Annotated in this window: 22 protein-coding genes and 1 tRNA gene; 12 read left to right on the top strand and 11 right to left on the bottom strand. The window is 60.6% G+C overall.

Features of this window, described 5'->3' with window-relative positions; translation table 11 throughout:
• Positions 1–18 precede the first annotated feature (18 nt).
• Complete coding sequence (locus tag GQ39_RS10500) at positions 19–666, bottom strand: BON domain-containing protein (protein ID WP_047529543.1); 648 nt, start codon at positions 664–666, stop codon at positions 19–21.
• 236 nt (positions 667–902) lie between these two features.
• Here GQ39_RS10500 and GQ39_RS10495 point away from each other — a divergent pair, with 236 nt between their 5' ends.
• The 6 genes from GQ39_RS10495 (at position 903) to GQ39_RS10475 (ending at position 6,071) form a co-directional block, all read left to right on the top strand.
• Entirely contained in the window at positions 903–1,157 is a 255-nt protein-coding gene (locus GQ39_RS10495) for an Lpp/OprI family alanine-zipper lipoprotein (RefSeq protein ID WP_047529541.1), read from the top strand.
• Between the two features lie 69 nt (positions 1,158–1,226).
• Positions 1,227–2,147 (top strand): universal stress protein, encoded by a 921-nt coding sequence (locus tag GQ39_RS10490; protein WP_047529539.1) that lies wholly within the window; start codon positions 1,227–1,229, stop codon positions 2,145–2,147.
• Between the two features lie 97 nt (positions 2,148–2,244).
• Positions 2,245–3,618 (top strand): MBL fold metallo-hydrolase RNA specificity domain-containing protein, encoded by a 1,374-nt coding sequence (locus GQ39_RS10485; protein ID WP_047529536.1) that lies wholly within the window; start codon positions 2,245–2,247, stop codon positions 3,616–3,618.
• A gap of 25 nt (positions 3,619–3,643) precedes the next feature.
• On the top strand, positions 3,644–3,802 hold the full coding sequence (locus tag GQ39_RS32855) for a hypothetical protein (protein WP_161793927.1): 159 nt from the start codon (positions 3,644–3,646) through the stop codon (positions 3,800–3,802).
• A gap of 416 nt (positions 3,803–4,218) precedes the next feature.
• Positions 4,219–4,305 (top strand) — tRNA-Leu (locus tag GQ39_RS10480).
• A 464-nt stretch (positions 4,306–4,769) separates the two neighbouring features.
• Positions 4,770–6,071: an NRAMP family divalent metal transporter gene (locus tag GQ39_RS10475; RefSeq protein ID WP_047529534.1), complete on the top strand. Its 1,302-nt coding sequence runs from the start codon at positions 4,770–4,772 to the stop codon at positions 6,069–6,071.
• A gap of 381 nt (positions 6,072–6,452) precedes the next feature.
• Here GQ39_RS10475 and GQ39_RS10470 read toward each other — a convergent pair whose 3' ends face one another.
• The 5 genes from GQ39_RS10470 to GQ39_RS10450 all read right to left on the bottom strand — a co-directional run bounded on the left by GQ39_RS10470 (position 6,453) and on the right by GQ39_RS10450 (position 11,088).
• The gene (locus GQ39_RS10470) at positions 6,453–6,908 is read right to left on the bottom strand and encodes a glycine zipper 2TM domain-containing protein (RefSeq protein ID WP_047529532.1); all 456 of its coding nucleotides are present in this window, start codon (positions 6,906–6,908) and stop codon (positions 6,453–6,455) included.
• Positions 6,909–6,923: 15 nt separating this feature from the next.
• Positions 6,924–7,340: a hypothetical protein gene (locus GQ39_RS10465; RefSeq protein ID WP_047529530.1), complete on the bottom strand. Its 417-nt coding sequence runs from the start codon at positions 7,338–7,340 to the stop codon at positions 6,924–6,926.
• 63 nt (positions 7,341–7,403) lie between these two features.
• Positions 7,404–8,081, bottom strand: coding sequence for a DUF3313 domain-containing protein (locus GQ39_RS10460; protein ID WP_047529528.1), 678 nt, complete (start codon positions 8,079–8,081; stop codon positions 7,404–7,406).
• Between the two features lie 45 nt (positions 8,082–8,126).
• Positions 8,127–9,395 (bottom strand): OmpP1/FadL family transporter, encoded by a 1,269-nt coding sequence (locus GQ39_RS10455; protein ID WP_047529527.1) that lies wholly within the window; start codon positions 9,393–9,395, stop codon positions 8,127–8,129.
• 76 nt (positions 9,396–9,471) lie between these two features.
• A complete protein-coding gene (locus tag GQ39_RS10450) occupies positions 9,472–11,088 on the bottom strand; it encodes an arylsulfatase (RefSeq protein ID WP_047529525.1) in 1,617 nt (538 codons plus the stop codon).
• Between the two features lie 334 nt (positions 11,089–11,422).
• Between GQ39_RS10450 and GQ39_RS10445 the strand changes: the two genes are divergently transcribed.
• A complete protein-coding gene (locus GQ39_RS10445; RefSeq protein ID WP_047529523.1) occupies positions 11,423–12,241 on the top strand; it encodes a DUF2092 domain-containing protein in 819 nt (272 codons plus the stop codon).
• 16 nt (positions 12,242–12,257) lie between these two features.
• Positions 12,258–13,103 (top strand): hypothetical protein, encoded by an 846-nt coding sequence (locus GQ39_RS31385; RefSeq protein ID WP_081997885.1) that lies wholly within the window; start codon positions 12,258–12,260, stop codon positions 13,101–13,103.
• A gap of 154 nt (positions 13,104–13,257) precedes the next feature.
• Here the strand turns inward: GQ39_RS31385 and GQ39_RS10440 are convergent, their stop codons facing one another.
• The 5 genes from GQ39_RS10440 to GQ39_RS10420 form a co-directional block, all read right to left on the bottom strand.
• Positions 13,258–14,844 (bottom strand): class I adenylate-forming enzyme family protein, encoded by a 1,587-nt coding sequence (locus tag GQ39_RS10440; RefSeq protein WP_047529521.1) that lies wholly within the window; start codon positions 14,842–14,844, stop codon positions 13,258–13,260.
• Between the two features lie 39 nt (positions 14,845–14,883).
• Entirely contained in the window at positions 14,884–15,660 is a 777-nt protein-coding gene (locus tag GQ39_RS10435) for an SDR family NAD(P)-dependent oxidoreductase (RefSeq protein ID WP_047529518.1), read from the bottom strand.
• A gap of 73 nt (positions 15,661–15,733) precedes the next feature.
• Positions 15,734–16,891 (bottom strand): acyl-CoA dehydrogenase family protein, encoded by a 1,158-nt coding sequence (locus tag GQ39_RS10430; protein WP_047529517.1) that lies wholly within the window; start codon positions 16,889–16,891, stop codon positions 15,734–15,736.
• Positions 16,892–16,902: 11 nt separating this feature from the next.
• Positions 16,903–18,150 (bottom strand): thiolase family protein, encoded by a 1,248-nt coding sequence (locus tag GQ39_RS10425; RefSeq protein WP_047529515.1) that lies wholly within the window; start codon positions 18,148–18,150, stop codon positions 16,903–16,905.
• A 33-nt stretch (positions 18,151–18,183) separates the two neighbouring features.
• A complete protein-coding gene (locus GQ39_RS10420; protein WP_047529514.1) occupies positions 18,184–18,969 on the bottom strand; it encodes an enoyl-CoA hydratase/isomerase family protein in 786 nt (261 codons plus the stop codon).
• Between the two features lie 257 nt (positions 18,970–19,226).
• Here GQ39_RS10420 and GQ39_RS10415 point away from each other — a divergent pair, with 257 nt between their 5' ends.
• The 4 genes from GQ39_RS10415 (at position 19,227) to GQ39_RS10400 (ending at position 25,146) form a co-directional block, all read left to right on the top strand.
• Positions 19,227–21,278 (top strand): alkyl/aryl-sulfatase, encoded by a 2,052-nt coding sequence (locus GQ39_RS10415; protein ID WP_047529513.1) that lies wholly within the window; start codon positions 19,227–19,229, stop codon positions 21,276–21,278.
• A gap of 10 nt (positions 21,279–21,288) precedes the next feature.
• Positions 21,289–22,752 carry a coniferyl aldehyde dehydrogenase gene (locus tag GQ39_RS10410; protein WP_052193544.1) on the top strand — a complete coding sequence of 488 codons (1,464 nt, stop codon included), beginning with the start codon at positions 21,289–21,291 and terminating at the stop codon, positions 22,750–22,752.
• A 67-nt stretch (positions 22,753–22,819) separates the two neighbouring features.
• Positions 22,820–24,598: an arylsulfatase gene (locus GQ39_RS10405; protein ID WP_047529509.1), complete on the top strand. Its 1,779-nt coding sequence runs from the start codon at positions 22,820–22,822 to the stop codon at positions 24,596–24,598.
• Positions 24,595–25,146 (top strand): DUF2889 domain-containing protein, encoded by a 552-nt coding sequence (locus GQ39_RS10400; protein WP_047529507.1) that lies wholly within the window; start codon positions 24,595–24,597, stop codon positions 25,144–25,146. The genes GQ39_RS10405 and GQ39_RS10400 overlap by 4 nt, the downstream gene beginning before the upstream one ends.
• Positions 25,147–25,196 lie beyond the last annotated feature (50 nt).

Here is a 25,196-nt window from a genome sequence, read left to right as displayed (position 1 = left end):
CTTGGCTCGCACATGGGCTCAGGCAATCAGCAATTGATCGTCCACCTGACTGACACCTGGTACCGCCCAGGCGGCCCGTTCGGCGATCTGACGCTCACGCCAGAAATGCACCCGGCCTTCGAGTTTCACCACGCCGCCTTCGACCTTGACGCGTATCGCCTTGGCGTCGACTTCGGCATTGCGTTTGAGGGCTTCTTCGATGCTGTGCTGGATATCGACGACCTCTACCTGCGGACGAAGGGTGAGGCGGTTGTCCACGCCCACCACACCGGACAATTTGCGCACCGCACGCTCAGCGGTTTCTTTCTGGTATTGCCAGTGCACCTGGCCTTCGAGGGTAATCCAGCCTTTTTGCACGATGACCTTGATGTCGCCCTCTGGAATATCGGAGCTCCAGGTGATGATGTTCAAGGCGCGGTTCGCGAGGGTGTCATCCGCCGTGCCAGCGCCTTTTTCCAGCCGGACCTGGATTTCTTCGGCCACGGCGCGCACGCCTTTTATGGCCTTTACCGCGTGTTCGGCACTGACTTTCTGGGCGTAGCTACTGACATGGCCGGAGAGGGTGACAATGCCGTTTTCGACGCCCACGCCAATGTGGGCGGCGTCGATGTGGGGCTGGAACTCAAGCTCTTCCAGAATGGTTTTACGTAGGCTCAAGTCACTCATGATCGTGTCCTGTGTCGGATATACGGGATGACGGAGGGTCACATGAACCCGGTCTGTTTTTTTTACGCCTGATCGACACAAACACCTTGAGCTAAATCAACAAGGCTTCAGTGAGCGCAGTGCAGACCGCCAGTCAGCGATCTGTTGACAAAAATCAGATTGCGCAGGCGTTGACACCCGAATACTGAGTCCAGTTGTGCGAGATTTTTCAGATGCATTCAACCGAGGGAATAACCATGAACAAGTATCTGTCCGTTGCTTTGCTGAGTGTTTTGTTGGCCACGACGGCCGGGTGCAGTAACAAGCACGCCAAGGAAATCGACGCCCGGCTGGAGTCCGCCGAAAACAATGCCGCTTCCGCACGGCTCAGGGCCGACGAGGCCTACAACAAGGCCGAACAGGCTGCGCAAGCCGCCAGCCAGGCGCAACGCACGGCCGATGAGGCGAATACGCGCGCCAGCCGGATGCTGGAAAAGGCGACGCGCAAGTGATTGCCCGAAGGGCCGACAGGACGTCGGATGAGCATTACGCCGGTATACAGAGTCAGGGCGAGGTCTGTGATGGTGAAACTTAAACGTATCCTGTTGATAGCGCCCTCCGAGAGGGTTCGCACCCCGGCGTTTGATCGGGCCCATGCCCTGGCCAGTGCAACCGGGGCGTTGCTGCACATCGTTGCATTCGACTATATCCAGTCGCTGGCGGTGGCCGGGCTGTTTGACCACGACGCCATGGCCCAGGCACGGGAAGGCTACTTGCAGGTGCATCGCCAGTGGCTGGAGCAGCAAGCCAGGTTTCACCGTTGCGTCGGGCTACCGGTGACCACGGAGGTGGTCTGGGCGAGGAACAGCCTGGCGCACGTGCTCGCGTATGTGAATGACTTCCATCCGGACCTGGTGATCAAGGATGCCCAGCATGTCCCGGCCCTCGACCGCGCGTTTCACCGTCCCCTGGACTGGCTGTTGCTGCGCGACTGTCCGGCGCAGTTGCACCTGGTGACGGGTGCAAAAAACCCGAAACCGTTGAAGATCCTCGCCGCCGTCGATCTGTCGCACCTGGAGGAAATGACCCAGGGCCTGAATGACCGGATCCTTGATTTTGCAGCGACGCTCTCGGCTTCCTGTGGCGCCGCTTTACACCTGCTTAACGTCAACAGTTGGTCGGTGACGGGCGACTCGGTGGCGAGTCTGCCGACCCCCGCGCTGGATGCCAGTTTGCGAGACGCGATCAACGATGCGCAGCAAGAGGCGTTCGATGAACTGGCCGAGCGCTACGGGATTGAACAAAAACGCCGGCATCTGGAGGCGGGAATCCCTCATCGGGTGATTACGCGGGTCGCCCGAGAGCACGCCTTCGACATCGTGGTGCTCGGCACGGCCTACACCCATGGGATCGACCGGTTCATCGGCAGCACCGCCGAAAGCGTGTTGAACAAGGCCCCGTGCAGCCTGGTGGTCGTCAAACCATTGCCCTGGCTCGACTGACACGTCAGTTGTCGCGGCGATCGTTGATAAAAATCAACTGCACATGGGACGAAAAGAGCGATCACTAGCGCTCCCATGTACCTTCAAGGAGACGGCCATGCGCATGACATTTCTTGGCGCGGCGGGCACGGTTACCGGCAGCAAGTACTTGCTGGAGCATCGTGACCAGCATGTTCTGATCGATTGCGGCTTGTTCCAGGGCTACAAGCAATTGCGCCTGCACAACTGGGAAGCGTTCCAGTTGCCCGTCCACGACCTCGATGCCATCGTCCTGACCCACGCTCATCTCGATCACAGCGGCTACCTGCCGGTGCTGGTGCGCAATGGCTATCGCGGGCCGGTCTACGCCACGCCTGCGACCTGCGAACTGGTGAAGATCCTGCTACTCGACAGTGGCCGCTTGCAGGAAGAGGAAGCCGAGTTTGCCAATCGGCACGGGTTCTCCAAGCACACGCCGGCGTTGCCGCTCTACACCGAAGAGGACGCGCAACGGGCCTTGAGACTTTTGCGGCCGATCGAACTGCGCCACCGGGTGGAAATTGTTCCCGGCATGAGCCTTTTTATGCGCTGCGCCGGGCATATCCTGGGCGCCGCCACCGTGGAGATTGTGGCCGATGGCACCACGCTGGTGTGCTCCGGTGACCTGGGACGGCCGAACGATCCCTTGATGTATGCCCCGGAACTCATCGAACAGACCGACTACTTGCTGGTGGAATCGACCTACGGCGATCGCAAGCACCCGGACGAGGACCCTGAAGCGCAGTTGGCGGACGTCATCACCCGCACCGCGTTGCGCCATGGCATCACCCTGGTGCCATCGTTTGCCGTCGGGCGCGCGCAGTTGTTGATGTATCACCTGTACCGGTTGATGCAGAAACACGCCATCCCGGACTTGCCGATCTACCTGAACAGCCCCATGGCGACCGATGTCACGCTGCTGTACCAACGGTTTCGCAGCGAGCACCGGCTGTCACTGGAGGAGTGCGAAGGCATGTGCCATGTGGCGCAGTTCGTACGCACCACCAAGGACTCCATCGAACTGGACCAGCGAAACACCCCGGCAGTGATAATCGCCGCCAGTGGCATGGCCACGGGAGGACGGGTGATTCACCACCTCAAGACCCTGGCCCCCAACCCGGTCAACACCTTGCTGGTCCCGGGCTTCCAGGCCGGTGGTACCCGAGGCGCGCAGATTGTCGCGGGGGCGTCTTCGGTGCGGATCCATGGCAAGGATGTACCGATCCGGGCCGAGGTGGTCCCGATGCAAACCTTGTCCGCCCATGCGGACGGCGACGAAATCATTCAATGGCTGCGCGGGTTCAAGCGACCGCCCAAACACACCTATGTCGTGCACGGAGAGCCTAACGCTTCGGATGTGCTGCGCCGACGCATCAGCCTGGAACTGGGTTGGTCGGTCTCGGTGCCGGAATATCGCGACAGCGTCGACCTGAGCCCTATCGACCCGCCTTGACATCCGGCACAGGGCAGGAGCACGCATGAGCAACGCCGCAGTCGCCACGGACAATCATCCGGCAATCGTTTCCAGCGGGCTGAGCAAGTGGTTTGGTGAAGGGAATGCGCGGATGAAGGCGGTCGATGAGGTGGCGCTGGCCGCGCAGTTTGGCGATCTGCGTAAACGGCCAAAGCGTGTTTGATTTAGATCAGGAGGAGGGCAAACACTCTTACTCTCCGATAAACGCCATCACCGAGATGGGCCAAGGCCCCGGGAATGAGGCCAGCCAGTGATTTTCGACGGGCTCATCCCTTGAATATCAGTGGCTTGCGCAACTCATCTCGTGCTAGCCTCCTGATCTGCCTGACTTTTTCAGTGCACAAGACATTCGCCTGGGCCGGACGATTCCGACTTTGGCCGCCAAAGTTAAACAAGTTCCGTAGATCCATGATTTACGGAGCTTTTTTATTCGCGTTGGCTTGAAAGATTTAGTCTGCAAAAGTACATTTGCGAACTTGCTTCACCAGGACGGGATGTATATATTCCCTCCTCTGCTGCACAAGGGTCAGCACTGCCAGATCGTAGGGGGCAGGGTTCAGACCGCTTTACCGCGCTACCGCCCGAATGGCGAAACTGGTAGACGCATGGGACTTAAAATCCCCCGCTCGTAAGGGCGTGCCGGTTCGATTCCGGCTTCGGGCACCATCTTAAATCAAGGGTTTGCGGGCGAAAGCTGATGCAAACCCTTGTTTGTTTCCGGTCCGCTATTTTGGAGTGGGTCCGCAATTCACTTGGTGGGAGTGACTTTCTTGCCCATGCGAATCCCTATCGATGCCCCTACCGGTTAACAGCGTTGCCAGCGACCGCAATTGGCCGGCTGATAGCAGTCACTCCGGCGCCAGCGTCATCTTGATGAACTCCTCATTCCGGTCGATCGCCTCCAGGGCTCCGCGCACATTTGCGGAGACATCGTCTGTTGGTTATGTCCCTGGACTGTACTGCACCTGAAAGGTAGTCGGGAGAGCGACCTGGCGCGGTCAGCCAGATTCAATGTGCTTCGCTTCCAGTGCCGGATAACTACACTACGCATGTCGCTGGTGGATGGCGTTCGTCGTCGACGGCATCACTCAATCCAGACGCCGCCCGTCGCAGCACATTGAGGTGTATCAATGGCCGTCAAAAACACTCCCCGCGCGAATGTCTTTCGGGTGCTGTGGGGGCGTCTGAAAGTGCATCCGCTGTCGAAGCTGGGGCCGGGGCTCATCACCGGCGTAGCAGACGATGACCCCAGTGGCATCGCCACCTATTCACAGGCGGGCGCTCAATTCGGCCTGAACATGCTGTGGACGATGCCACTGGCCTTTCCGATGATGGCCGCCGTTCAATCGATGTGCGCAAATCTCGGGAGAGTCACCGGCAAGGGGCTTGCCGCTAACATCAAAGTCGCGTTTTCGCCTATCGTGCTACAGATCGTCGTGCTGCTACTGCTCATAGCCAACACACTGAACATTGCCGCTGACCTGGCCGCCATGGGGGAAGTGGTGGAACTGGTCAGCGGCGTCAACCGACACCTGATGACCGCGATCTTCGTGTTCGGGACGCTGGCGCTACAGCTGTTCGTCCCGTACCACCGATACGTCTACTTTCTCAAGTGGCTGACGCTGTCGCTGCTCGCTTACGCAGCCGTACTGTTTACGGTGCATATCCCGTGGGAGCAGGTTGCCTTACGCACGGTCTGGCCAACATTCACGCCAAACGCTACTGCCGCCGCGGTGGTCGTGGCATTGTTTGGCACAACCATCAGCCCTTATCTGTTTTTCTGGCAGACCTCCGAAGAAGTCGAGGACATGCAGGTAAAACCCCGCGATGAATCGCTCAAACAAGACCCGCGGAAAGCAAAAAAGGAACTGAGGCGCATCCGCTGGGATACCTGGAGCGGTATGCTCTATTCCAACATCACCGCTTACTTCATCATTCTTGCGACAGCTGTCACCCTGAATGTGGCTGGCGTAACCGACATCAACACCGCGGCGCAGGCAGCCAGTGCTTTGCGACCACTGGCCGGCGAGTTCGCCTACCTGCTCTTTGCCTTCGGAATACTCGGCGTCGGACTGATCGGCGTGCCGGTACTGGCGGGTTCTGGCGCCTATGCCCTTTCCGAGGCGATGGGCTGGCATGAAGGACTCGAACGCAAGGTCCGCGACGCCCGGGGTTTTTACGGCATCATCGCCATCAGCGTACTCGTCGCGCTCGCCATCCAGTACTCGCCCATCAGCCCCATGAAGGCACTGTTCTGGAGCGCGGTGATCAACGGGGTCGTTGCGGTACCGCTGGTGGTGGTCATCATCATCCTGGTATCGAAAAAGTCAGTGATGGGCGATTTTACGGTAAGCCGACCACTGGCCTTCCTGGGCTGGATTACGGCCGCCGTGATGGGGGCCGCTGCAGTGGCGATGCTTATCCCTGGGTAGGTTTTGTGGGCTAATCAGAGTCGGTTGGTACTGACCGATGCTGGCAAGGAAGAGCTGGAGGCCACCGAAGCACTATTGGCCGAATCTGCCGACCCCAGCAAAGCCGCCGTCGCCAACTGACACGAACGGCTACGCCTTCAACGGGAAGCACAAACCGCCGCCGAAGAACCTGTGCCGTCATGGCCGACCCTTGGCAAATCGAAAAGCTCCTGACGGCGGCTATCCGTCGATCACTTGAGGACGCAGAGCGCTTGTCCTCGGCGGATCTGGAACACGACCTCACGACGAGTTACACCCATGAGGTGTTGCACATCTCTGGAGGGCGCTTGTGGCAACGCTGACAGCGGCTTGCGGGGGCCAGCCGATCTGTGCGGATGCGCCTCAACCTTGCGGTACTACTCGAGCCTCATTACCTGAGCCCTGAATATATACATTCATGCCCTTGCTCAGGGATGGATTGATCGGCTGAGTCACCGACACCAGCACACCGTTTCGTACCCGCACGATCACCTGCTGCGCTTCTACCGGCTGGTCGTACTTTTTCTTCTCTGCGTAGTTACCGCCGACGGCCCCCGCAAGCGCACCGGCGACCATGGCGACATCGCGCCCGGTACCGCGACCGATCAGGCTGCCGATACCCAAGCCGCCAAGGCCGCCAAGTACGGCTCCGACGCCGCTGTCGTGATTAGTCTGCATTTGCGTCAGTGATATTTGCTCGATCTTGCCCGCGCGAATCTCGCTTTCACCGGCTCCGCCATCGTTGGCTCCCACGGCGGAGCAGGCACTGATCACTACAGCCATCGACACAAGCGTCAGCCAGGACAGGATTGTTTTCATTTCGGTACACCTCTTTTACTGATAGCGGATGGCAATGCCTTTGAGCTTGCGGCCCTGAATCGTTTCGATATTGCGACTCCACAGCGGGCCTGTCACATAGGCGGCGACGGGCTGGATATGGTCATACACCACGACCACTGCGTCGGCGCCGAGCGTGGCGGCCTGTTCGCGCAGTTTCTGTTCGACCTGCGTGATGGGAGGCGCCGGGTCGACGCTGGCATCGATCAGGATTTCACCCAGCTGCACATTGGGCCGGGTGGGTTCTACCCGTAATACCTGGACCTGGCTGGCCAACGTTGGCGCCGGGTGTTCCACCCCGACGTAAGCGGTCGTCTGGGCGTCGACCGTTGCGCACGCACTCAATGCGAGCACGCTCGCCAGGAGCGCAGCGTCCAGCAAGGGCCGGAGTAATTTCGATGAATAAACCTGCATGTCGGATGTCCTGTGCTTGAGGATTATTCAATCGCCAGCGGGTGCCGGCGAATGAAGGGCGGCTCAGCTACGGATGAACGCCCAGATATCGGCGTTGAGTTTTTCAATCGCAGCCTTGAAGTCGTTAGTGGTGATCTTCTGGCTGGCGTTGGACAACTGGCTGCCGAACAGCTTGCGCACCACCTTAACCACCGGCTGATTGGTTTTTGCGTCGATGAGCTCGGCCTCGATGAACAGGTTGGTGTCCTGATCCCGGTGACCGGTCGCGGCCTGAGTTGCCCCAACGACTGCCGCCACGGGCACGACTTCATACCACTTCATGCCTTCGTTGGAGGCGTTCACACCGGTGATGGCCGAGCGCAGGATCAGGGTTCTCGAGGCGGCTGGTGCTGCGGACGGGCTGGATACAATCCGGTATTTCTGCCCCAGCACGCCTTTGGCCTTGGTGGTCATGTAGTTTTGAAGGTCATCGAGCGTCTGTTGGTTGACCCGCTCATTGGGCTGGGGCGCTGGATACAGTTGCAGCTTGTTGAAAGCCACCGTGTCATACGCATTGGCGTTCCACGAAGGACTCACCCAGCGCATCGCCTTGCCGCCGCTTGGCGTGCTCACTTCCTGCAGGTTGTTGTAATCGGACAGGAAGCCGGAGTACTGCGTTGTCTCGGTGACTTTCGAGGTACAGCCACCGAGCAGCAGGCCGGTCAGCGCGACGCCGACCAGCATTTTTCGGGACAGGTTCATAGTGTTGTGTGCTCCTTGGATCAAGTCGTGTTTGTTCAAAGGCAATCAGAAACGCCAGGTCATGTTTCCGGTCACCGCTTGAATCCAGGCACTGTCGAATTGACCGGAAATTCGATCGCCTGAGAGGGACTTGGTCTGGTCCACCGGCATGTCGCCCAGCCAGACCATCGCCCAGCTGACGTTGATGTCGGTGTCCTTGTTCAGCGCATAGGTGGCCCCGGTCGCAAGACGCCAGGATTCGGCCATCGGCACGGTTACCGTGCGATTGCTGTCCGAAACGGCACTGCTGTCGTACGCCACGCCGACGTTCCACAACAGCTGTTGCGTGGCCTGGTATTGCGCGCCGAGGGAGAGGTGCCAAGTGTCCTTGTAGTTGGCGTCAATCGTGGTTGATTGCGCGTTGTTCGCCGTAGTGTCGACCTGTACCCCGACCTGGCCGAACTCCGACCAGTCCTGCCAGTTGACCGAGGCGAGCAAGGCCCACTGCCGGTCCAGTTGCTGGAACAGGCTCAGGGTGACGGTTTGTGGCACCGTCATGTCGAGTTGGGTATTGGCGTTGTCCAGCCGTCGCAGTAACGGACCGTCGCCCTTGACGTCCAGCTTGTCTTCGAAATTCAGATCAACCTTGCTGGTGTAGGTCAGGCCGAGGCGGGTGCCGGGTTGCGGAGCGTAGATCACCCCGACGTTGGCGCCAAAGCCCCAATCGTTGTCTCTGTACTTGAACTGGCCGTCGCTGCGGTCGGTCAGGCCGAAGGGCGAGCGGTCGATGGCGGTGTCGGCTTTGAGCATGCCGTACATGGCTTTCACGCCGATGCCGACTGACCATTGGTCGTTGAAGCGGTAGGCCACGCTCGGCACCATCGACACACCGAGCACGCTGGCGTTTTGCGCGAAGTAGCGCCCGGACCAGTTGTTGTCGTAATTTTCCGCCAGCCCGAAGTCGCCGTACTGACCGAAGCCGACGCTCCAGTGATCATCGAGTTGATGGGTGACGAAAAAGCTGCCGCCGGGGATTGGGTCGAGGGCATTGCCGCTGCCGCTGCCCGGGACATTGGTGTTGGAATCGCGATCGAAGCTCAGGTCGCCATAGAGCACCTGCAGGCCGGCGGTGATTTGCGTGCCAGGCAGGTAGCTCATGCCCGCCGGGTTGCTGGCAATCGTCGAAGGGCCCTGGGCCCTGGCGGCGGCACCGGCATTGGCCAGGCCGGTGCTATCGGTGCCGATTTCGTAGAGCATGAGGCCGCCGGCTTCGGCTTGCTGGCAGCACAACGCAAGTAAGGCAAAGGCGGGCAGGGCGGAATTTTTTATCTGCATACGAATTCCTTATTGCGTCGATAAACATCCGTCAGAGACGCGGGTGGCCAGCCTCGGCCACCCGTGAATTCACTCGTTACTTGGCCATCTCCGCCCGAGCGGCTGCGATCTTGGCCTTGACCGAATCGAGGTTGAAGCTCGCGCCTTTTTGCATCGGCGGGAACTCGATCGCGGTTTCAGCCAGTTTGGCCACCTGTTGTTGCACGAACACGAAACGCCAGAACTGGAACTTGAACCAGTCGAAGTACTGTTGCGAGCCCTGTGCCGACTGGTTTTCCGGCCAACCCATGCGCTCGAACGGGTCGAGTCGCAGGTTGGTCAGGAACGGTACATCGACTGGAACTTTAGCGCCCATCCAGCCACCTGGCTGGTCGATGAAGCGATATTTGTAGTCATCAATGCGCACCGCGCCCAGCGCACTTTCGCCGAAATAGAAGATTTCGTGACGGTTCGACGGACCCTTGCCGGTGATCATCGAGGTCTGATCGTAGCCGTCCAGGTGCACTTTGTAGGTGGTATCGCCCAGTTGTTTGCCCTTGAGCAGTTCAGCCGTGATGTTCGGGTTGCCTGCCGCCGCGACCAGGGTCGGGAACCAGTCCAGGCCGGACATGATGCCGTTGGCTATCTGATTGGCCGGCACCTTGCCAGGCCAGCGAATGATGGCCGGCACCCGGAACCCGCCTTCCATGACGGTGCCCTTGCCCATGGCAAACGGGGTCGTGCCGCCGTCTGGCCAGGTAAAGTTTTCCGCGCCGTTGTCCGTGGTGAACACCACGATGGTGTTGTCATCCATGCCGTCTTTTTTCAGCTTGGCCATGACGTCGCCGACGATGTCGTCGAGCTGGGCCATGCCGGCCTCCTGTTCCGACCAGCCATTTTGCGAGTTGCGCATGGCTTCGTATTTGTCGGACAGGTGCGTGACGATGTGCATGCGGGTCGGGTTGAGCCAGACGAAGAACGGTTTGTTGTCCTGTTTTGCCTTGTCGATGAAGGAAAAGGCCTTGTCGCGAATCTCCTCGTCGATGGTTTTCATGCGTTCCGGATAGAGCGTGCCGGCGTCTTCGATTTTCTGTTTGCCGACCTTGCCCCAGCGCGGCATGACGGTCGTATCGTCGGTGGTGGTGGCCCAGCTGTGGACCATGTTGCGTGGGCCCACTGTGGCGAGCAGTTCCTGCGGATAGTTGGGGTGCGCCGGGTCTTCCATGGCGTCGAGGTGGTAGAGGTAGCCGAAGAACTCGTCAAAACCGTGCACGGTGGGCAGGAACTCGTTCAAGTCGCCCAGGTGGTTCTTGCCAAACTGGCCAGTGGAATAACCCATGGCCTTGAGCGTGGTGGCGATGGTCACGGCTTCAGCGGGAATGCCGATGGGCGATCCGGCCTGGCCCACGGTGGTCATGCCGGTGCGGATCGGTAGTTCGCCGGTGATGAAGTTGGCGCGCCCGGCCGTACAACTGGCCTCGGCGTAGTAGTCGGTAAAACGCATGCCCTCATTGGCGAGCTGGTCGAGGTTAGGCGTGCGCCCGGCCATCATGCCCTGGTTATAGACACCGATATTGGACCAGCCAATATCGTCACCCATGATGACCACAATGTTGGGCGCCGATTTATCGGCGGCTTGTGCCATGACGGGTAGAGCCATAGCAGTCAGCAGTATCGGCAGAGCAAACAACGAGGAAAATGGTGTCCGGTTCATGTCGAGATCCTGTGCAGTGGTGTGAGCGCTGTGAGAGAAGCCTCACGGCTGCTCCTGAAAATTGGATCCCCCGCGAGGAGATTAGGTAGCAATGCCGAAATTTCCAGAAAATTTTTACGCTGGCGGGCTGTTTTGTCTGGATGTGTACAAGTTTTTTATCGATTGAATGGCGATTGACAAAAAACTGAGCTTTGCTGGAAAGACTGCGTAAGCATCAGCAGCAAACCGGCGCATTTCGGATGTTACGAAACGGCCGATTGCAGGTTGGCTGGCGTATCGCAACTGTTCGTCAACTCGAATCGTCCCAGCTCTACGTCTGCGCGGAGAACAAACGATGCGAAGTCTTCATCAGCATGTCCGGTTGTTCTCGCTCGGTTTAGTCTTGGGCCTGTTCGCCATACCACTGCACGCTGCACAACCCCCTGTCGTCGATCCCCCACCGGCGCAGTTGGAGCCCAAGGCCCTGGAGATACTCAAGGCCATGAGCGCAAGGTTGGCGTCCACCCAGGGCATGAGTTTCAAAGCGGTGACAACCTATGAGAAGCCCAGCCGGCTAGGGCCTCCCTTGGCCTATGGCACGGTGGACCTGGTCAATCTGCAACGACCGGATCGCCTTCGCGTGTTGAGTTCGGGCGACGGCCCGGTTACCGAGTTCTACTACGACGGCAAAAAAGCCTATGCCTTCGAGCCCAAAGCCAACCTCTTGGCTCAAGCGGATGCGCCACCGACCATCGATGCAACCCTGGAGGCCGCGTACCAGCGTGCCGCGATCTATTTTCCCTTTACTGACGTGATCGTCGCTGATCCGTACAAGGATTTGTCGCGGGACATGCGTGTGGCGTTTTACATCGGCCAGAGCACAGTGGTCGGTGATACCACCACTGATGTGCTCGCTTACACCAGCGAGAGTGTGTTCGTTCAGGCGTGGATCGGCGTACAGGACAAGCTTCCACGTCGGTTGCGCGCCGTGTTTCTGGATGATCCGACACGATCCCGGCATCAGGTCGATTTCAGTGACTGGAAACTTGAATCAGCGATGTCTGCGGAATTTTTCAAACCTGACCATATCGAAACGGCGCATCGGATTCAGTTTTCCCCGCCGCCCGATCTTCGTGCACCGCAAGGGGTAAAAGAGCCGGTGTCGAAACCCTGAGCAAGGAGACTGAAGCATGAACAGATCTACCTTGAAATTCGCCGGCCTGATTGTCGCAGTACTCTCCTGTAACGAAGCGGGAGCCTGGTCTCACGCGTCCGGTTTTGGGCGCACCTCGGGAGGGGGAGGCTCATGGAGCCATTCGGGTGAATACGGCTCGGCGTCGGGCGGTGGAGGCAGTTGGAGTGGCGAAAGCAATCGTGGCGGCTCGGCGTCGGGCGGCAGCGGTAGCTGGAGCGGATCAGGCTATCGCGGTGGGTCGGCGTCGGGTGGCGAAGGCAGTTGGAACGCCAGGGATGAAAATGGCGGGACTGCCTCCGGTGGCGGAGGGAGCTGGCACGGTACGGGCGCCGAGGGTGGAACAGCTTCGGGTGGTGAAGGCGCATGGCATGCCCAGGGTGAATATGGTGCGACGGCCAGCGGCTATCACGCGGACGGTTATGGCACGACCGCTTACCGTCCGCCTGTCTCCGGTGCGAGTGGGTATCACCCCGTTCCTTATGGCACTGCCTACTATCATCCGCCCACCACTGTCATTGCCAGCAGTGGTTGCTATAACTGTGGTTATAACGAGGGAGTCAACCCGGCAGCTGCGGCTGCGGCAGGCGTGGTGGCGGGAGCGGCTGTCGCGACGGCGGCAAACCAGAATGCCAACAACAATGCCTACGGAGCGGGGTATAACGCGGGCATGGTCGCTTCCGCGCCGCCGACAATGCCCATAGGCGCAACCTTTGCCAGCCTTCCTTCCGGATGTGGGTTGAGAACCGTTGCGCAAGGCACATTTTACCAGTGCGGCAATTCATGGGTGCGTCCTGCTTACGGTGCCAATGGCGTGTTCTACACCGTGGTGCCGATGCCTTGATCGACCTCAGGGCGACCAAATGACCGCAGCCGAACACCCATGGGCGACCAATGAAAATCTGCGTTAGAGGCTGGCGAAGTCTGCGATCTTTTAATCTTGAACCTATCAAAAGATCGCAGCCTCCCTGCACTCGAAAGCGCCTATAGGCGGGGCGTCAGCTGATTTGGCGTGAGGCTCCTTTCCAGTACTTTTCCCGCACCTGTCGGCGCAACACCTTTCCGACAACCGACACCGGCAATTCATCGACGAAGACCAGCGACTTCGGCGCCTTGTAGCCGCCCAACCGGGTGCGAGTCTGGTCAATCAGTTCCTCGCAGGTCACCGATTGCCCCTGACGCAGGATCACTTCTGCATGCACCGACTCGCCCCATTGCGCATGCGGAATACCGACGACCGCCGCCATCAACACCGAAGGGTGTGCGGCCAGGGCGGCTTCGACTTCCACGGCATAAACATTGAAACCGCCGCTGATGATCATGTCCTTGAGCCGGTCGACGATGTACAGGTAGCCGTCGGCGTCGATGTAACCCAGGTCGCCGGACTTCCAGGCACCGTCGTCAAACTCGGCGGCCGTTGCTTCCGGGTTTTCGTAATAGCCCTTGATGATGGCCTTGCAACGGATGCGGATTTCACCGGTTTCACCCACTGGCAAAGGCAGGCCATCGGCATCGGCGATGAACACCTCGACGCCCGGAGTAGGACGTCCAGCCGACGACAGATGGCGCAGGCTGTCGGCATTGCCGGGTTGATGTGCCGCCTTGTCCAGTGCGGCGATCATCATGGGCGACTCGGTAGCGGCATAACCCTGGACAAAAATCTGCCCGAAGCACTCCACCAGCTCGCCCAGCTTGTCCGGGCTCATGGGCGCGGCGCCATAGATCAGGGTGGTCAGCGACGAGAAGTCTTTCGGCGCGGCCCGCTGCAGTTCCAGCAAGCGATACAGCACGGTCGGCACCAGGAACGAATGGGTGACGCGTTCGCTTTCGACGACCTGCCGCCAGTTTTCCATGTCCAGCTGATTCAGGGTGATGTTGGTGCCGCCGCCGTAAACCGTGGGGAAGAACAACATGATCGTGCCGTGGGACAACGGCGAAACATGCAGCAGCCGAGTCGCGCTGGACAAACCCAGGTCGGTGTTGATGAACGCCGCATCCCGGCAGGCCATCCAGTTGTCGATGGAATACATCGCGCACTTGCCTTTGCCGGTGGTGCCACCGGTGAAGCGCAGCATGCAGATGTGCTGGTCGGTATCGAGGGTCACGTCGTTATCGAGATCCGACGCTGCCTCAACCAACGGCCAGAAGCTGTGCACGCCGGGGAGGGCGGCTTGCTCGGCGGTGGGCGGGTCCATCACCACGATCTCGCAATGACGGCTGCGCAGCATGCCGTAGTAACTGTCCAGCAGGCGGGTTTCGAGAAACACTACCCGAGGTTTGACCAGGTCGATCTGCCGCGCATGTTCCTCGAGCGGATCGCGCAGGTTGGTCATGACCACCGTGCCTTCCTGCTTGAAGGTGCTGGGAAACATCATCAGGCTGAGGTTGTCGTTTTCCAGGATCAGCATGAAGCGCTCGCCCGCACGCACCTGCAGGATGGAACGCAGGACATCGGCGATGCGGTTGGTCAGCAGATGGTACTGCTCGTAGGTGAAACGCCGATTGCGCTCGACGTTGACGATCGCCTCCTGGTCGCGATGACGCAGCGCGAGCAAGCGCATGATTCGGCTGAAGTTCATTTTCATGGTGGATTGCTCCAGTGGCTCAAGAAGACCGCAACGTGTTTAGCGGGCGCGCATGCGCGACGCAGCATCGAGACGGATGGTCTCGCCGTTGACGTAGGCGTTCTCGATCAGGAAAGCGCAGCAATGAGCGAACTCGCGCATGTCACCCAGGCGCTTGGGGGCTTCCATCTGCTCTTTGAGCGAATTGAGCACTTTCTCGTCAAGGCCGGCGACCATGGTGGTCAGGAACAGGCCTGGAGCGATGGCGTTGACCCGCACACCGATGGCGCCCAATTCGCGAGCGGCCGGCATGTTCATGCCGATCACGCCGGCCTTGGTGGCGGCGTACGCGCACTGGCCGACCTGGCCTTCATAGGCGGCGCCGGACGAGACGTTGATCACCACGCCGCGCTCTTCGCCAGCCTCGGCTTCGTTGTTGGCCATGTGCTCGGCGCACTTGGACATCACGTTGAACACACCATTGAGGTTGATGGACGTGGCCAGGGCGAATTTCGACAGCGGCGCAGCCTTGCCTTCCTTGCCCAGCACTTTGAAGCCGTTCGGTACGGCGGCGCCGTTGATGCACACATGGATGGCGCCAAACCTGGCAATCACGGCATTGACTGCGTTCTGCACCGAGGCCTCATCGCTGACATCGGTCTGCACGAACATGGCCCGGTCAGCCCCCAACTCGGCAACAGCCTTTTCGCCGGCTTCGATGTTCAGGTCGAAAATCGCCACACGAGCGGCTTTTTCCCCGGCCATGTAATGCGCGGTCGCCAGGCCCAGGCCCGAAGCGCCGCCGGTGATGACGATGACTTTGTCTTGAATACGCATGTGTGTGTCCTTGTTCGCTGCCCGGCTCGAAGGAGCCGGGTTGTTATTGTTGGAAATGGAACGGGGCGGGTGATCAGAACGCGTTGACCCCGGTCAGGGCGCGGCCAATGATCAGTTGCTGGATCTGCGAAGTGCCTTCCGGAATCGGCACGATGATGGCTTCGCGGGCGAGTTTCTCGACCAGGAAGTCGGTGGTCACCCCGGCGCCGCCGTGGATCTGCACGGCTTGACGGGCGATGGTCACGGCGGCTTCACAGGCGAAATACTTGGCCATGGCCGCTTCCATTTCGGCCGGGATGCCAGCCCCGATCATCTCGGCGGCGCGGTAAGTCAGCAGGCGGGCGGCATCGACGTTGGTGGCCATTTCCGCAAGCATCGCGGAGATCAATTGGTGGCCGGCGATCAACTTGCCGTGTTGCTTGCGCTCCTTGGCGTAGCGCACGGCTTCTTCGAGGGAGCGACGACCGATGCCCAGGCCCTGGGCCGCGACGAATACCCGCGAACGCTCGAAGAACGACAGGGTGTTTTTCAGCGCTTCGCCTTCGTTGCCGATGATGTTGCTGGCTGGAACGCGTACGTCATTGAGGAAAATCTGGGCGGTGGACTGGCTGTTCCAGGCCATCTTGTGGATGTTCTGCACTTCGTACGGATGCTCTTTGCGATCCAGCAGGAAGTGGGTCAGGCCCTTGCGCGGGTCGTCGCCGGTACGGCAGGTGCAGATCAGGAAGTCGGAGTATGAGCCGTTGCTGATCCAGGTCTTTTCACCGTTGATGATGAAGTCATCACCGTCGCGGCGGGCACGGGTCTTGATCTCCAGCACGTTGGAGCCGACGTCCGGTTCCGAGATGCCGACGCTGACGAACGAATCGCCACTGATCAGGCCTGGCAGGTAACGTTCGCGCAGGTGAGCGGGGGCGAGTTTTTCCAGCATCTGCGCGCCGAAGGAGTTGATCACCACCGGTGTCGACAGGTCGACCGAACAGGCGGCCACTTCTTCGAACAACATGGTCATGGTCGGCCAGTCCAGGCCCAGACCGCCGTTGGCCTCACTGACCGCGCCGGAGACCATGCCGAACTCGGAGAGCTGGCGCATCATCTCGGCCATTTTCTCTTTGGGCATGAATTTGTCGCGGTATTCCTTGTTGAATACCGGGTCGATCTTGTCCGCCAGGAAACGGCGGAAACTCTCGACCGCTTCCAGTTGTTCCGGGGTGCGCATGACGTGTCCCATGGGGGTTCTCCTTAAATATTGTTATTGGCGAGAATGTTGACGGCGACCACGGCTTCTTCGATGCCGAACAGCCCGCCGCCGTTCTCCTGAATGGCGATGCGTGCGCCTTCGACCTGGCGCTTGCCGGCCTCACCGCGCAACTGGGTGACCAGTTCATGGATCTGCCCCAGACCGGTGGCGCCAATCGGGTGGCCCTTGGATTCAAGGCCACCGGACGGGTTGATCGGCATCCGGCCGCCGACGGTGAAGTCACCGCGCTCGGCCGCCGGGCCACCCTGGCCGAACGGCACCAGCATCAGCGATTCGGCATTGAGGATTTCGCCGATGGCCGAGGCGTCGTGCACTTCGGCGACGCTCACGTCCGATGGATCGACGCCGGCCTGGGCGTAGGCTTTTTTCGCCGCCAGGTGGGCGACGATTTTTTCCGGTTCATCAAGGCCGCGATTGCTGCCGGTCTGCACCACGCTGGCGAGTACGCGAACAGCGCGGTCGCCGGCGTTTTTCAAGCGTTTGAGGCCATCGGCGTTACACAGCAGCACGGCAGCGGCGCCGTCGCTGATCGGCGAGCACATGAGGGTGGTCAGCGGGTAGCAGATCGGTGGCGAGGCCAATACTTCGTCAATGCTGAAGGCTTGCTGGAATTGCGAGAGCGGGTTGTGCACCGAGTGCTGGTGGTTCTTCGCCGCGACGGCTGCGATCTGCCGTTGCGTGGTGCCATAACGCAGCATGTGATTGCGGCAGATCGCGGCATACACGTCCATGAACACGCTGTACGGGCGTTCGGAAACGCTGCCCAGCGGCGGTACGATGCCTTCGCCCATGGCCAGCAGGGTGTGCTTGTTCTGCTCGACGGTTGAGACGTCCCAGCCGCCATCGAACACGGCGAACATCTTGGCCTTGTCCGGCACATTCATTTTTTCGGCGCCGACCGCCAGGGCGATGTCGCACTGACCGGCCCGCAGTGCCAGGGTGGCCAGGTTGAACGCTGAAGAGCCCGAAGCGCAGGCGTTTTCCACCGAGAAGACCGGCACGCCTTCAATGCCGACGCGACGCATGGCAATCGGCCCCGGAATACCGGTCTGGCCCTGCAGCATGCCGTTGGTCATGGTGCTGTAGTACACCGAGCCGACGTCGGCGGTGCTCGCGCCGGCATCCTGCAACGCCAGGCCCACGGCTTCGTTGACCATGTCGTAGACGCTGCGCTCCAGCAACCGTCCAAACGGCGTCATGCCGACGCCCACTACGTAGATATCGTTCATTGTCTGTTCCTGAGAGTGCGGGGGCGATGCGGCCTAGCGGCCCTTGAAGTTGGGTGCGCGTTTTTCGCCAAAGGCCTGCAGGCCTTCCTGGAAATCGGCGGTGCGCAGGTGCTGGCGCAACATCACTTGCTCGTGTTGCAAGGCGTCGTCGCGGGACTTGTCGGAGGAGGCTCGCGCCACTTCTTTCATGCGGCGCAGGGCAATCGGGCTCTTTTTCGCGATCTGATTGGCCAGGGCCAGGGCGGCTTCGGTGAGTTCTTCGTCGGCGTGGACTTCGCACACCAGGCCGTAGACTTTCATTTCCGTGGCGGAGAGGGATTTGCCGGTCATCAGCAAGTACATCGCCATGTTCAGCGGAATCAGGCGCGGCAATACCGCGGCACCACCGGCACCGGGATAGACACCAAAGTTGGCGTGGGCGTCGGCGAGGGTGGCGGTTTGCGCGGCAATCACCAGGTCGGCGCACATTGCCAGTTCCAGGCCGCCGGCCATGGTCACGCCGTTGAGCGAGGCAATCACCGGTTTGGGGAAATTGCGCAATTGACCGAAGACCTGGTTGGCGCGGTCGAGGAAATCGGCTTCGCCGGCCGGCAGGCTGGAGCCGGCCAATACCTCTTTGAGGTCTGCACCGGCGCAGAAGGCCGGGCCATTGCCGGTGAGGATGACCACACGCAGTTCATCGTTGCCGGCGATGTCGTCGAGGCAGCGTTCAAGCTCGGCGAGGGTCGCCAGGTTCAGCGCATTCATGGCCCGTGGCCGGTTGAGCGTCAGGCGCGCCACCGGGCCGACGATTTCATACAGCAAGACATCTTCACTCATGACAACTCCCCTTTATTGTTAGTCGCGCGGTTGGCGTAGTTGATGGATCGATAGTAGGAACGCGTGCGGTGCGGTCGCAGGTCATTGCAACGAAAGCGGTTGTCCGCAGGGGAGGATGACAACGGACTCTGCGGGAGGGGCATGTGTGCTTTGTCGGTCTGCGAAGACAGATGAATTGACTGAGAAGACCGGCAAGTCAGGCCGCTTGCTTGCACCATCGAACGGTATTGAAATAACAATCAGAGAGAGACCGTGCGATGAAAAAAATGCGTGTAGTGCTGACGGTGTCAGTGTTGGCCGCCAGCATTGTCGGGGCGTTGCAATGGTCGCGAGGGCAAACTGGCGTTCACCTGCAAGCGGTTGAAAACAGCGCAGGGCAGGGCGGTCAGAAAGCGGCAACCGCGGCCACCATCGCCGCCAACGCCAACACGGCGCACAACATGCCCCCGGCCGATCCGGAGGTGGAGGCCGACATCCAGCGCGGCTTTATTGCCAGCCTGCCAGACGCCGAAACCACCGCAGCCGACGGGCACGTCGTTTACAGCCTCAAGGGCTACGAGTTCCTCGACAGTCCGGACGCTCCGGCGACGGTCAACCCGAGCCTGTGGCAGCAAGCCCGCAAGAGCATGTCCAACGGCCTGTTCAAGGTCACTGACGGTTTCTATCAGGTGCGCGGCCTCGACCTGACCAACATGACCATCATCGAAGGCAACACCGGCCTGATCATTGTTGACTGCAACCTGGCCACCGAGGTGGCACACGCCTCCCTTGAACTGTATTACCAGCATCGGCCGAGAAAACCGGTGGTGGCGGTGCTCTACAACCACAGTCACGTCGATCACTTCGCCGGTGTTCGCGGCATTGTCGACGAAGCGGACGTGAAATCGGGCAAGGTGCAGATCATTGCCCCGGCAGGGTTCATGGAGACGGCGGTCGCCGAGAACGTAATGGCTGGCAACGCCATGAGTCGCCGCGCCGAGTATCAGTTCGGCACGACCCTGCCACGCAGTGCCCAGGGGCAGATCGACCTGGGCGGTGCCAAGGCATTGTCCAACGGCACCATTACCATGATCCCGCCGACCCTGGAACTCAACCAGCCGGTGCAGACGCTGACCATCGATGGCGTCGAGATCGTCAACATGCTCGCCCCCGGCACCGAGGCGCCTGCCGAGTTCATTCACTACTTCCCGCAGTTCAAGGTGCTCGACACCGGCGAACTGGCGCTTCCGACCCAGCATCAGTTGCTGACACTGCGTGGCGCGACCATCCGCGATGGCCTGGCCTGGTCCAAATACCTCAACGAGGCGCTGCATCAGTTCGCGCCCGGCGCCGATATTCTGGTGGGGCAGCATGGATGGCCAGTGTTCGGGCATGAGCGCGTGGTCAACTACTTGTCCAAGCAACGGGACATGTACAAGTGGCTGCACGACCAGTCATTGCGCCTGGTCAACAAGGGCTACAAACCGGTCGAAATTGCCGAGTACATGCGCAGTCACGTCCCGGCGAGCCTGGCCAGCGAGACCTTCACCCATGGCTTTTACGGGTCGGTGCAGCGCAACGCCAAGGCGGTGTATCAGCAATACATGGGCTGGTATGACGCCAATCCGGCCAATCTCGATGCGCTGTCCGACAGCGATTACGGCAAGAAATTCGTCGAGTATGGCGGTGGTGCCGAGGCCGTGCTGGCCCGTGCGCGCAGCGATTTTGCCAATGGTCAGTACCGTTGGGTGGCACAGGCCATGAGCCATCTGGTTTACGCCGAACCGAAAAACAGCGCGGCGCGGGAATTGGCGGCCGATGCCCTGGAGCAACTGGGTTACCAGGCTGAATCGGCGGTCGAACGCAACAGCTATCTGGCAGCGGCCATGGAGCATCGCAGCGGCGGCAAGAAAATCGCCTCGCCGCTGCGCACCGCCAGTCCTGACATGCTTCGGGCACTGACCATCGACAATATTTTCGACTACCTGGGCGTGCGGCTGAAGGCCCCGGATGTCGAGGGCAAACACATTGTGCTCAACTGGAACTTCACCGACGTCGGCACCTCGGGCAAGCGCTACATGCTCAATCTGGAGAACTCGGCGCTGACCTATGTCGCCGATTACAACGCCGACAAGGCTGACGCCACGCTGACCCTGACTCGCGAAACGCTCAACGCCATTCTCGCGGAGAAGCTGTCGCCGATCGAGGCGGTGTTCAAAGGTGACCTGAAGATTGAGGGCAGCAAGCTGGCGGTCTATGACGTGCTCGGTTCGCTGGACAAGTTCAATCCGGACTTTGAGCTGGTCGGCCCTAACGAGCCGGCGCGATAGGAGCCTGACCATGCACTCTGCGATGCACGACATCGACACTCCTGCCGGCGCCCCTGGCAACGCTGCCATCGACGGCGTCCGTGCGGTGCTGGCCCGTCAGCAAGCGGCGTCCCGAATCGAGGGGCCGCCGTCGGCCGAGGTGCGGATTGAACGGATCGATCGGGTGATCAATCTGTTGGTCGAGCATCAACAGCCACTGTGTGCGGCGCTGGCCGAGGACTTTACCTGGCGCAGTCATGATCAATCGCTGATGGCCGATGTGCTGTTGCCGATCCGCGGCCTCAAATATGCCCGCGAGCATGTCCGCCGCTGGATGCGGCCCGAGCGCCGCAAAGCGGAACTGGGGGGCGACTGGCTGGGCGCCAAAGCTGAAATTCACTATCAGCCACTGGGGACCATCGGCATCATTTCGCCGTGGAATTTCCCGATTGCCATTGCTCTGGGGCCGCTGGCCGAGGCGCTGGCGGCGGGGAACCGCGCCATCATCCTGTTTTCCGACCAGTCACCGGCAACGGCGGCGTTACTGATCGAATTGCTGGCTGAACAGTTCGATGACAGCGAAGTGGCCGCCTTTATCGGCGGTGCCGAATTGGGCGCAGCATTTTCTGCCATGCCGCTCGATCACCTGGTGTTTACCGGCAGCCCGCGGGTCGGACGCCTGGTGATGCGCGCGGCGGCGCAGAACCTGACGCCACTGACCCTGGAGCTGGGCGGCAAGTCGCCAACCATCATTGGTCGCGGCGCCGACCTGGAAAACGTTGCCCGACGCATCTGGGGTGGCAAGGGGGTCAGCAGCGGGCAAGCCTGTATCGCCCCTGACTATGTGTTTGTGCATGAGGATGACTGTGAGCGCCTGTTAAGCAGCATGCAGGTCCAGTTGCGGCGGATGTACCCGACGCTGCTGGATAATCCCGACTACACGGCCATGGCGACGCCGGGGCAATACCAGCGGATGCAAGCCTGCCTGCAGGACGCCCGCGAACATTGCATTCGGGTGATCGAGGTCAATCCTGGCAACGAGGACTTGAGCGCATCGCGCAAGATCGCCCCGACCCTGCTGGTTGATCCGCCGGACACGACACTGGCGATGCAGGAAGAGGTGTTCGGCCCGTTGCTGCCGATTCGCAGTTATCGCCACATCAACGAGGTGCTCGACTACATCAACGGGCATCCACGGCCACTGGCGCTGTATTACTTCGGCGACGATCGCGCCGAAGCGCGGCATGTGCTGGAACGTACTCACTCGGGCGGAGCCTGTATCAACGAAGTGATGCAGCACCTGTTCCAGACTGATTTGCCGTTCGGTGGCTGTGGCCATTCGGGTTTCGGTCGCTATCGCGGCGGGTATGGCTTCAAGGCGTTCAGTCTCGAGCGGTCGGTATTCACGCCGCCGCGCTGGGACGTCATGGGCGTGTTGCGGCCACCCTACGGCAAGCTGTTTCGCCGGGTCATCGGCGCTCTGTTGAAACCTTAACCCGATCTGAACACCGATCAACTGTGGGAGCGAGCCTGCTCGCTCCTACAAAAAAAAGGACCCGTGAATGATCCCGTTGAAACCTCTTGTTCTGGCGATGGGTTGTCTCGCTTTCGGCACTCACGCTTTCGCCGCCCCCAAACGCCCGAACATCGTGGTGCTGGTGGCCGATGACTGGGGCTACAGCGACGTTGGCGCCTTCGGCAGTGAAATCGCCACGCCGAACATCGATACCCTGGCCCGTGAGGGCGTGCGGTTTTCCGACTTCCATGTCACGGCCTCCTGCTCGCCCACGCGCTCGATGCTGTTGACGGGCGTCGATAACCACCGCAACGGCGTCGGCAACATGCCGGAAACCATGCCCGACGAACACCTGGGCAAACCCGGCTACAGCGGCGTGCTCAATGACAACGCCATCACCGTCGCCAGCCTGCTCAGGGACGCCGGCTACCACACCTACATCACCGGCAAATGGCATTTGGGCAAGACCCCGGACACCTTGCCCGACAATCGTGGTTTCGACCGTTCGTTCATCCAGGCCGACAGCGGTTCGGACAACTGGGAAGAGCGGCCGTATGCGCCGCTGTATGACAAGGCCGCCTGGTTCGAGAACGGCCAGCCTGCGCATCTGCCGAAGGACTATTATTCCTCGACCTTTATTGTCGACAAGGCCCTGGAGTACATCGCCGCTGATCGGCAGGGCGGCAAACCGTTTTTCGCCTATCTGGGCTTTCAGGCCAACCACGTCCCGGTCCAGGCGCCCAAAGACATGATCGACAAGTACCGTGGCCGCTATGACCAGGGCTGGACCGCCTTGCGCGAGGCTCGGCGTGACCGCGCCGTGGCATTGGGGTTGATCCCCCCGGGCGCCGGCATGCAGACCATGGCCAGCACGGCAGACTGGAACGCCCTCGACGAGCATGAAAAGCGCTACGAAGCGCGACGCATGGAGGTCTACGCCGGGATGGCGGAAACCATGGACCAGCAGATCGGTCGCTTCATCGCGCATCTGAAAGCCACTGGCGAGTACGACAACACGGTGTTTGTGTTCCTCTCCGATAACGGCAGCGAGCCGACCGACCCCTACACGATTCCGGCGGTCCGCTTGTGGCTGGAAATGAACTACACCCGCCAGCTTGAGCGCCTGGGCAGCAAGGGCGCCTTTACCAGCATCGGCCCCAGTTGGGCGAGCGCGGCCGCCTCGCCGCTTGGCGGCTACAAGTTCTTTGCCGGTGAGGGCGGTTTGCGCACGCCATTGATCGTTGCCGGCGTGCCCGGAATCCAGGCCAATCAGATTTCCAGGGCCTTCACCCACGTCACCGACATTGTGCCGACCCTGCTGGAAGTGGCCGGCGTGCCCGCGCATAAAGGTGAGTACCAGGGGCGAGCCGTGGAGCCGCTGATCGGCAGCAGCCTGGTGCCGGTGCTGCAAGGTTCGGCCGAGCGCGTGCATCCAGAGGATCAGCCCATCGGTTATGAACTCTCCGGCAGCGCGGCGCTGTTCAAGGGTGATTACAAACTGGTGAAGAGCCTGAAACCGGTGGGCAACGAACAATGGCACCTTTACAACATCGTCACTGATCCCGGTGAAGTGATCGACTTGCAACAGCAGATGCCGGAGCGCTTCCAGCGCATGCAGGTCGACTACGCCGAGTACGCCCGCGACAACGGAGTGCTGCCGATGCCGGTCGGTTATGACTACATGCACCAGGGCCAGATGTATGCCTTGAAGCACGTGGTGATCCCCAAGCTCAAGGCAGCGGCGCCGCCAATCGTGGCAATGATCGGGTTGTTGGTGGGCGTGTGGGTTTGGCGCCGTCGTCGCCAAAAGGCGGCGACACCATGAACGATGAAGTGGATGAGTGGGGGCGGCGCCTGATTCACCGGCGCAAGGTCGAGTGCCAGGGCTTCTTGCGGGCTGACGGGCTGTGGGATATCGAAGGCCGTTTGAGCGACAGCAAGACGCATCCCGTGACCCTCGCCGAGGGGCGGGTGGTGCTGGCGGGGCAGACCTATCACGGCATGGTCATGCGGCTGACGCTGGACGATGACTTTGTCGTGCGGGAGGTGCATGTGACGATGCCTGATGTTCCCACCAGCGAATGTCGCGGCGCGATGCCTGGCTATGAAAAACTCTGCGGCGAGCGCATCGGTCCGGGGTTTTCGCGACGGATCAAGGAGCTGTTTGGCGGGACTGGCGGCTGTGTACACCTGACCGAACTGCTGTTGCCGATAGCCACGACGGCGTTTCAGACCATTCCCATGGCCCGGTCGCTGGTTGCGCCGCGCACGGCGGCGGATACGCAGGTCTACAGCAACGCCACGAGCAGGCTGATCAACACCTGCCACGCCTTGCGCGAGGACAGTCCCGTCGCCGTATTCCTGAAGCAATAAATACATTCCCGACGCATTACCCTGCTCGCAAAAAACGTGCGGACAATGCG

Origin of the sequence: Pseudomonas sp. 11/12A (assembly GCF_000800055.1) — a bacterium.
GTDB classification, from domain to species: domain Bacteria; phylum Pseudomonadota; class Gammaproteobacteria; order Pseudomonadales; family Pseudomonadaceae; genus Aquipseudomonas; species Aquipseudomonas mohnii.
The sequence above is the reverse complement of the archived record's forward strand: the minus strand, read 5'-3'. Positions and strand labels throughout refer to the sequence as shown.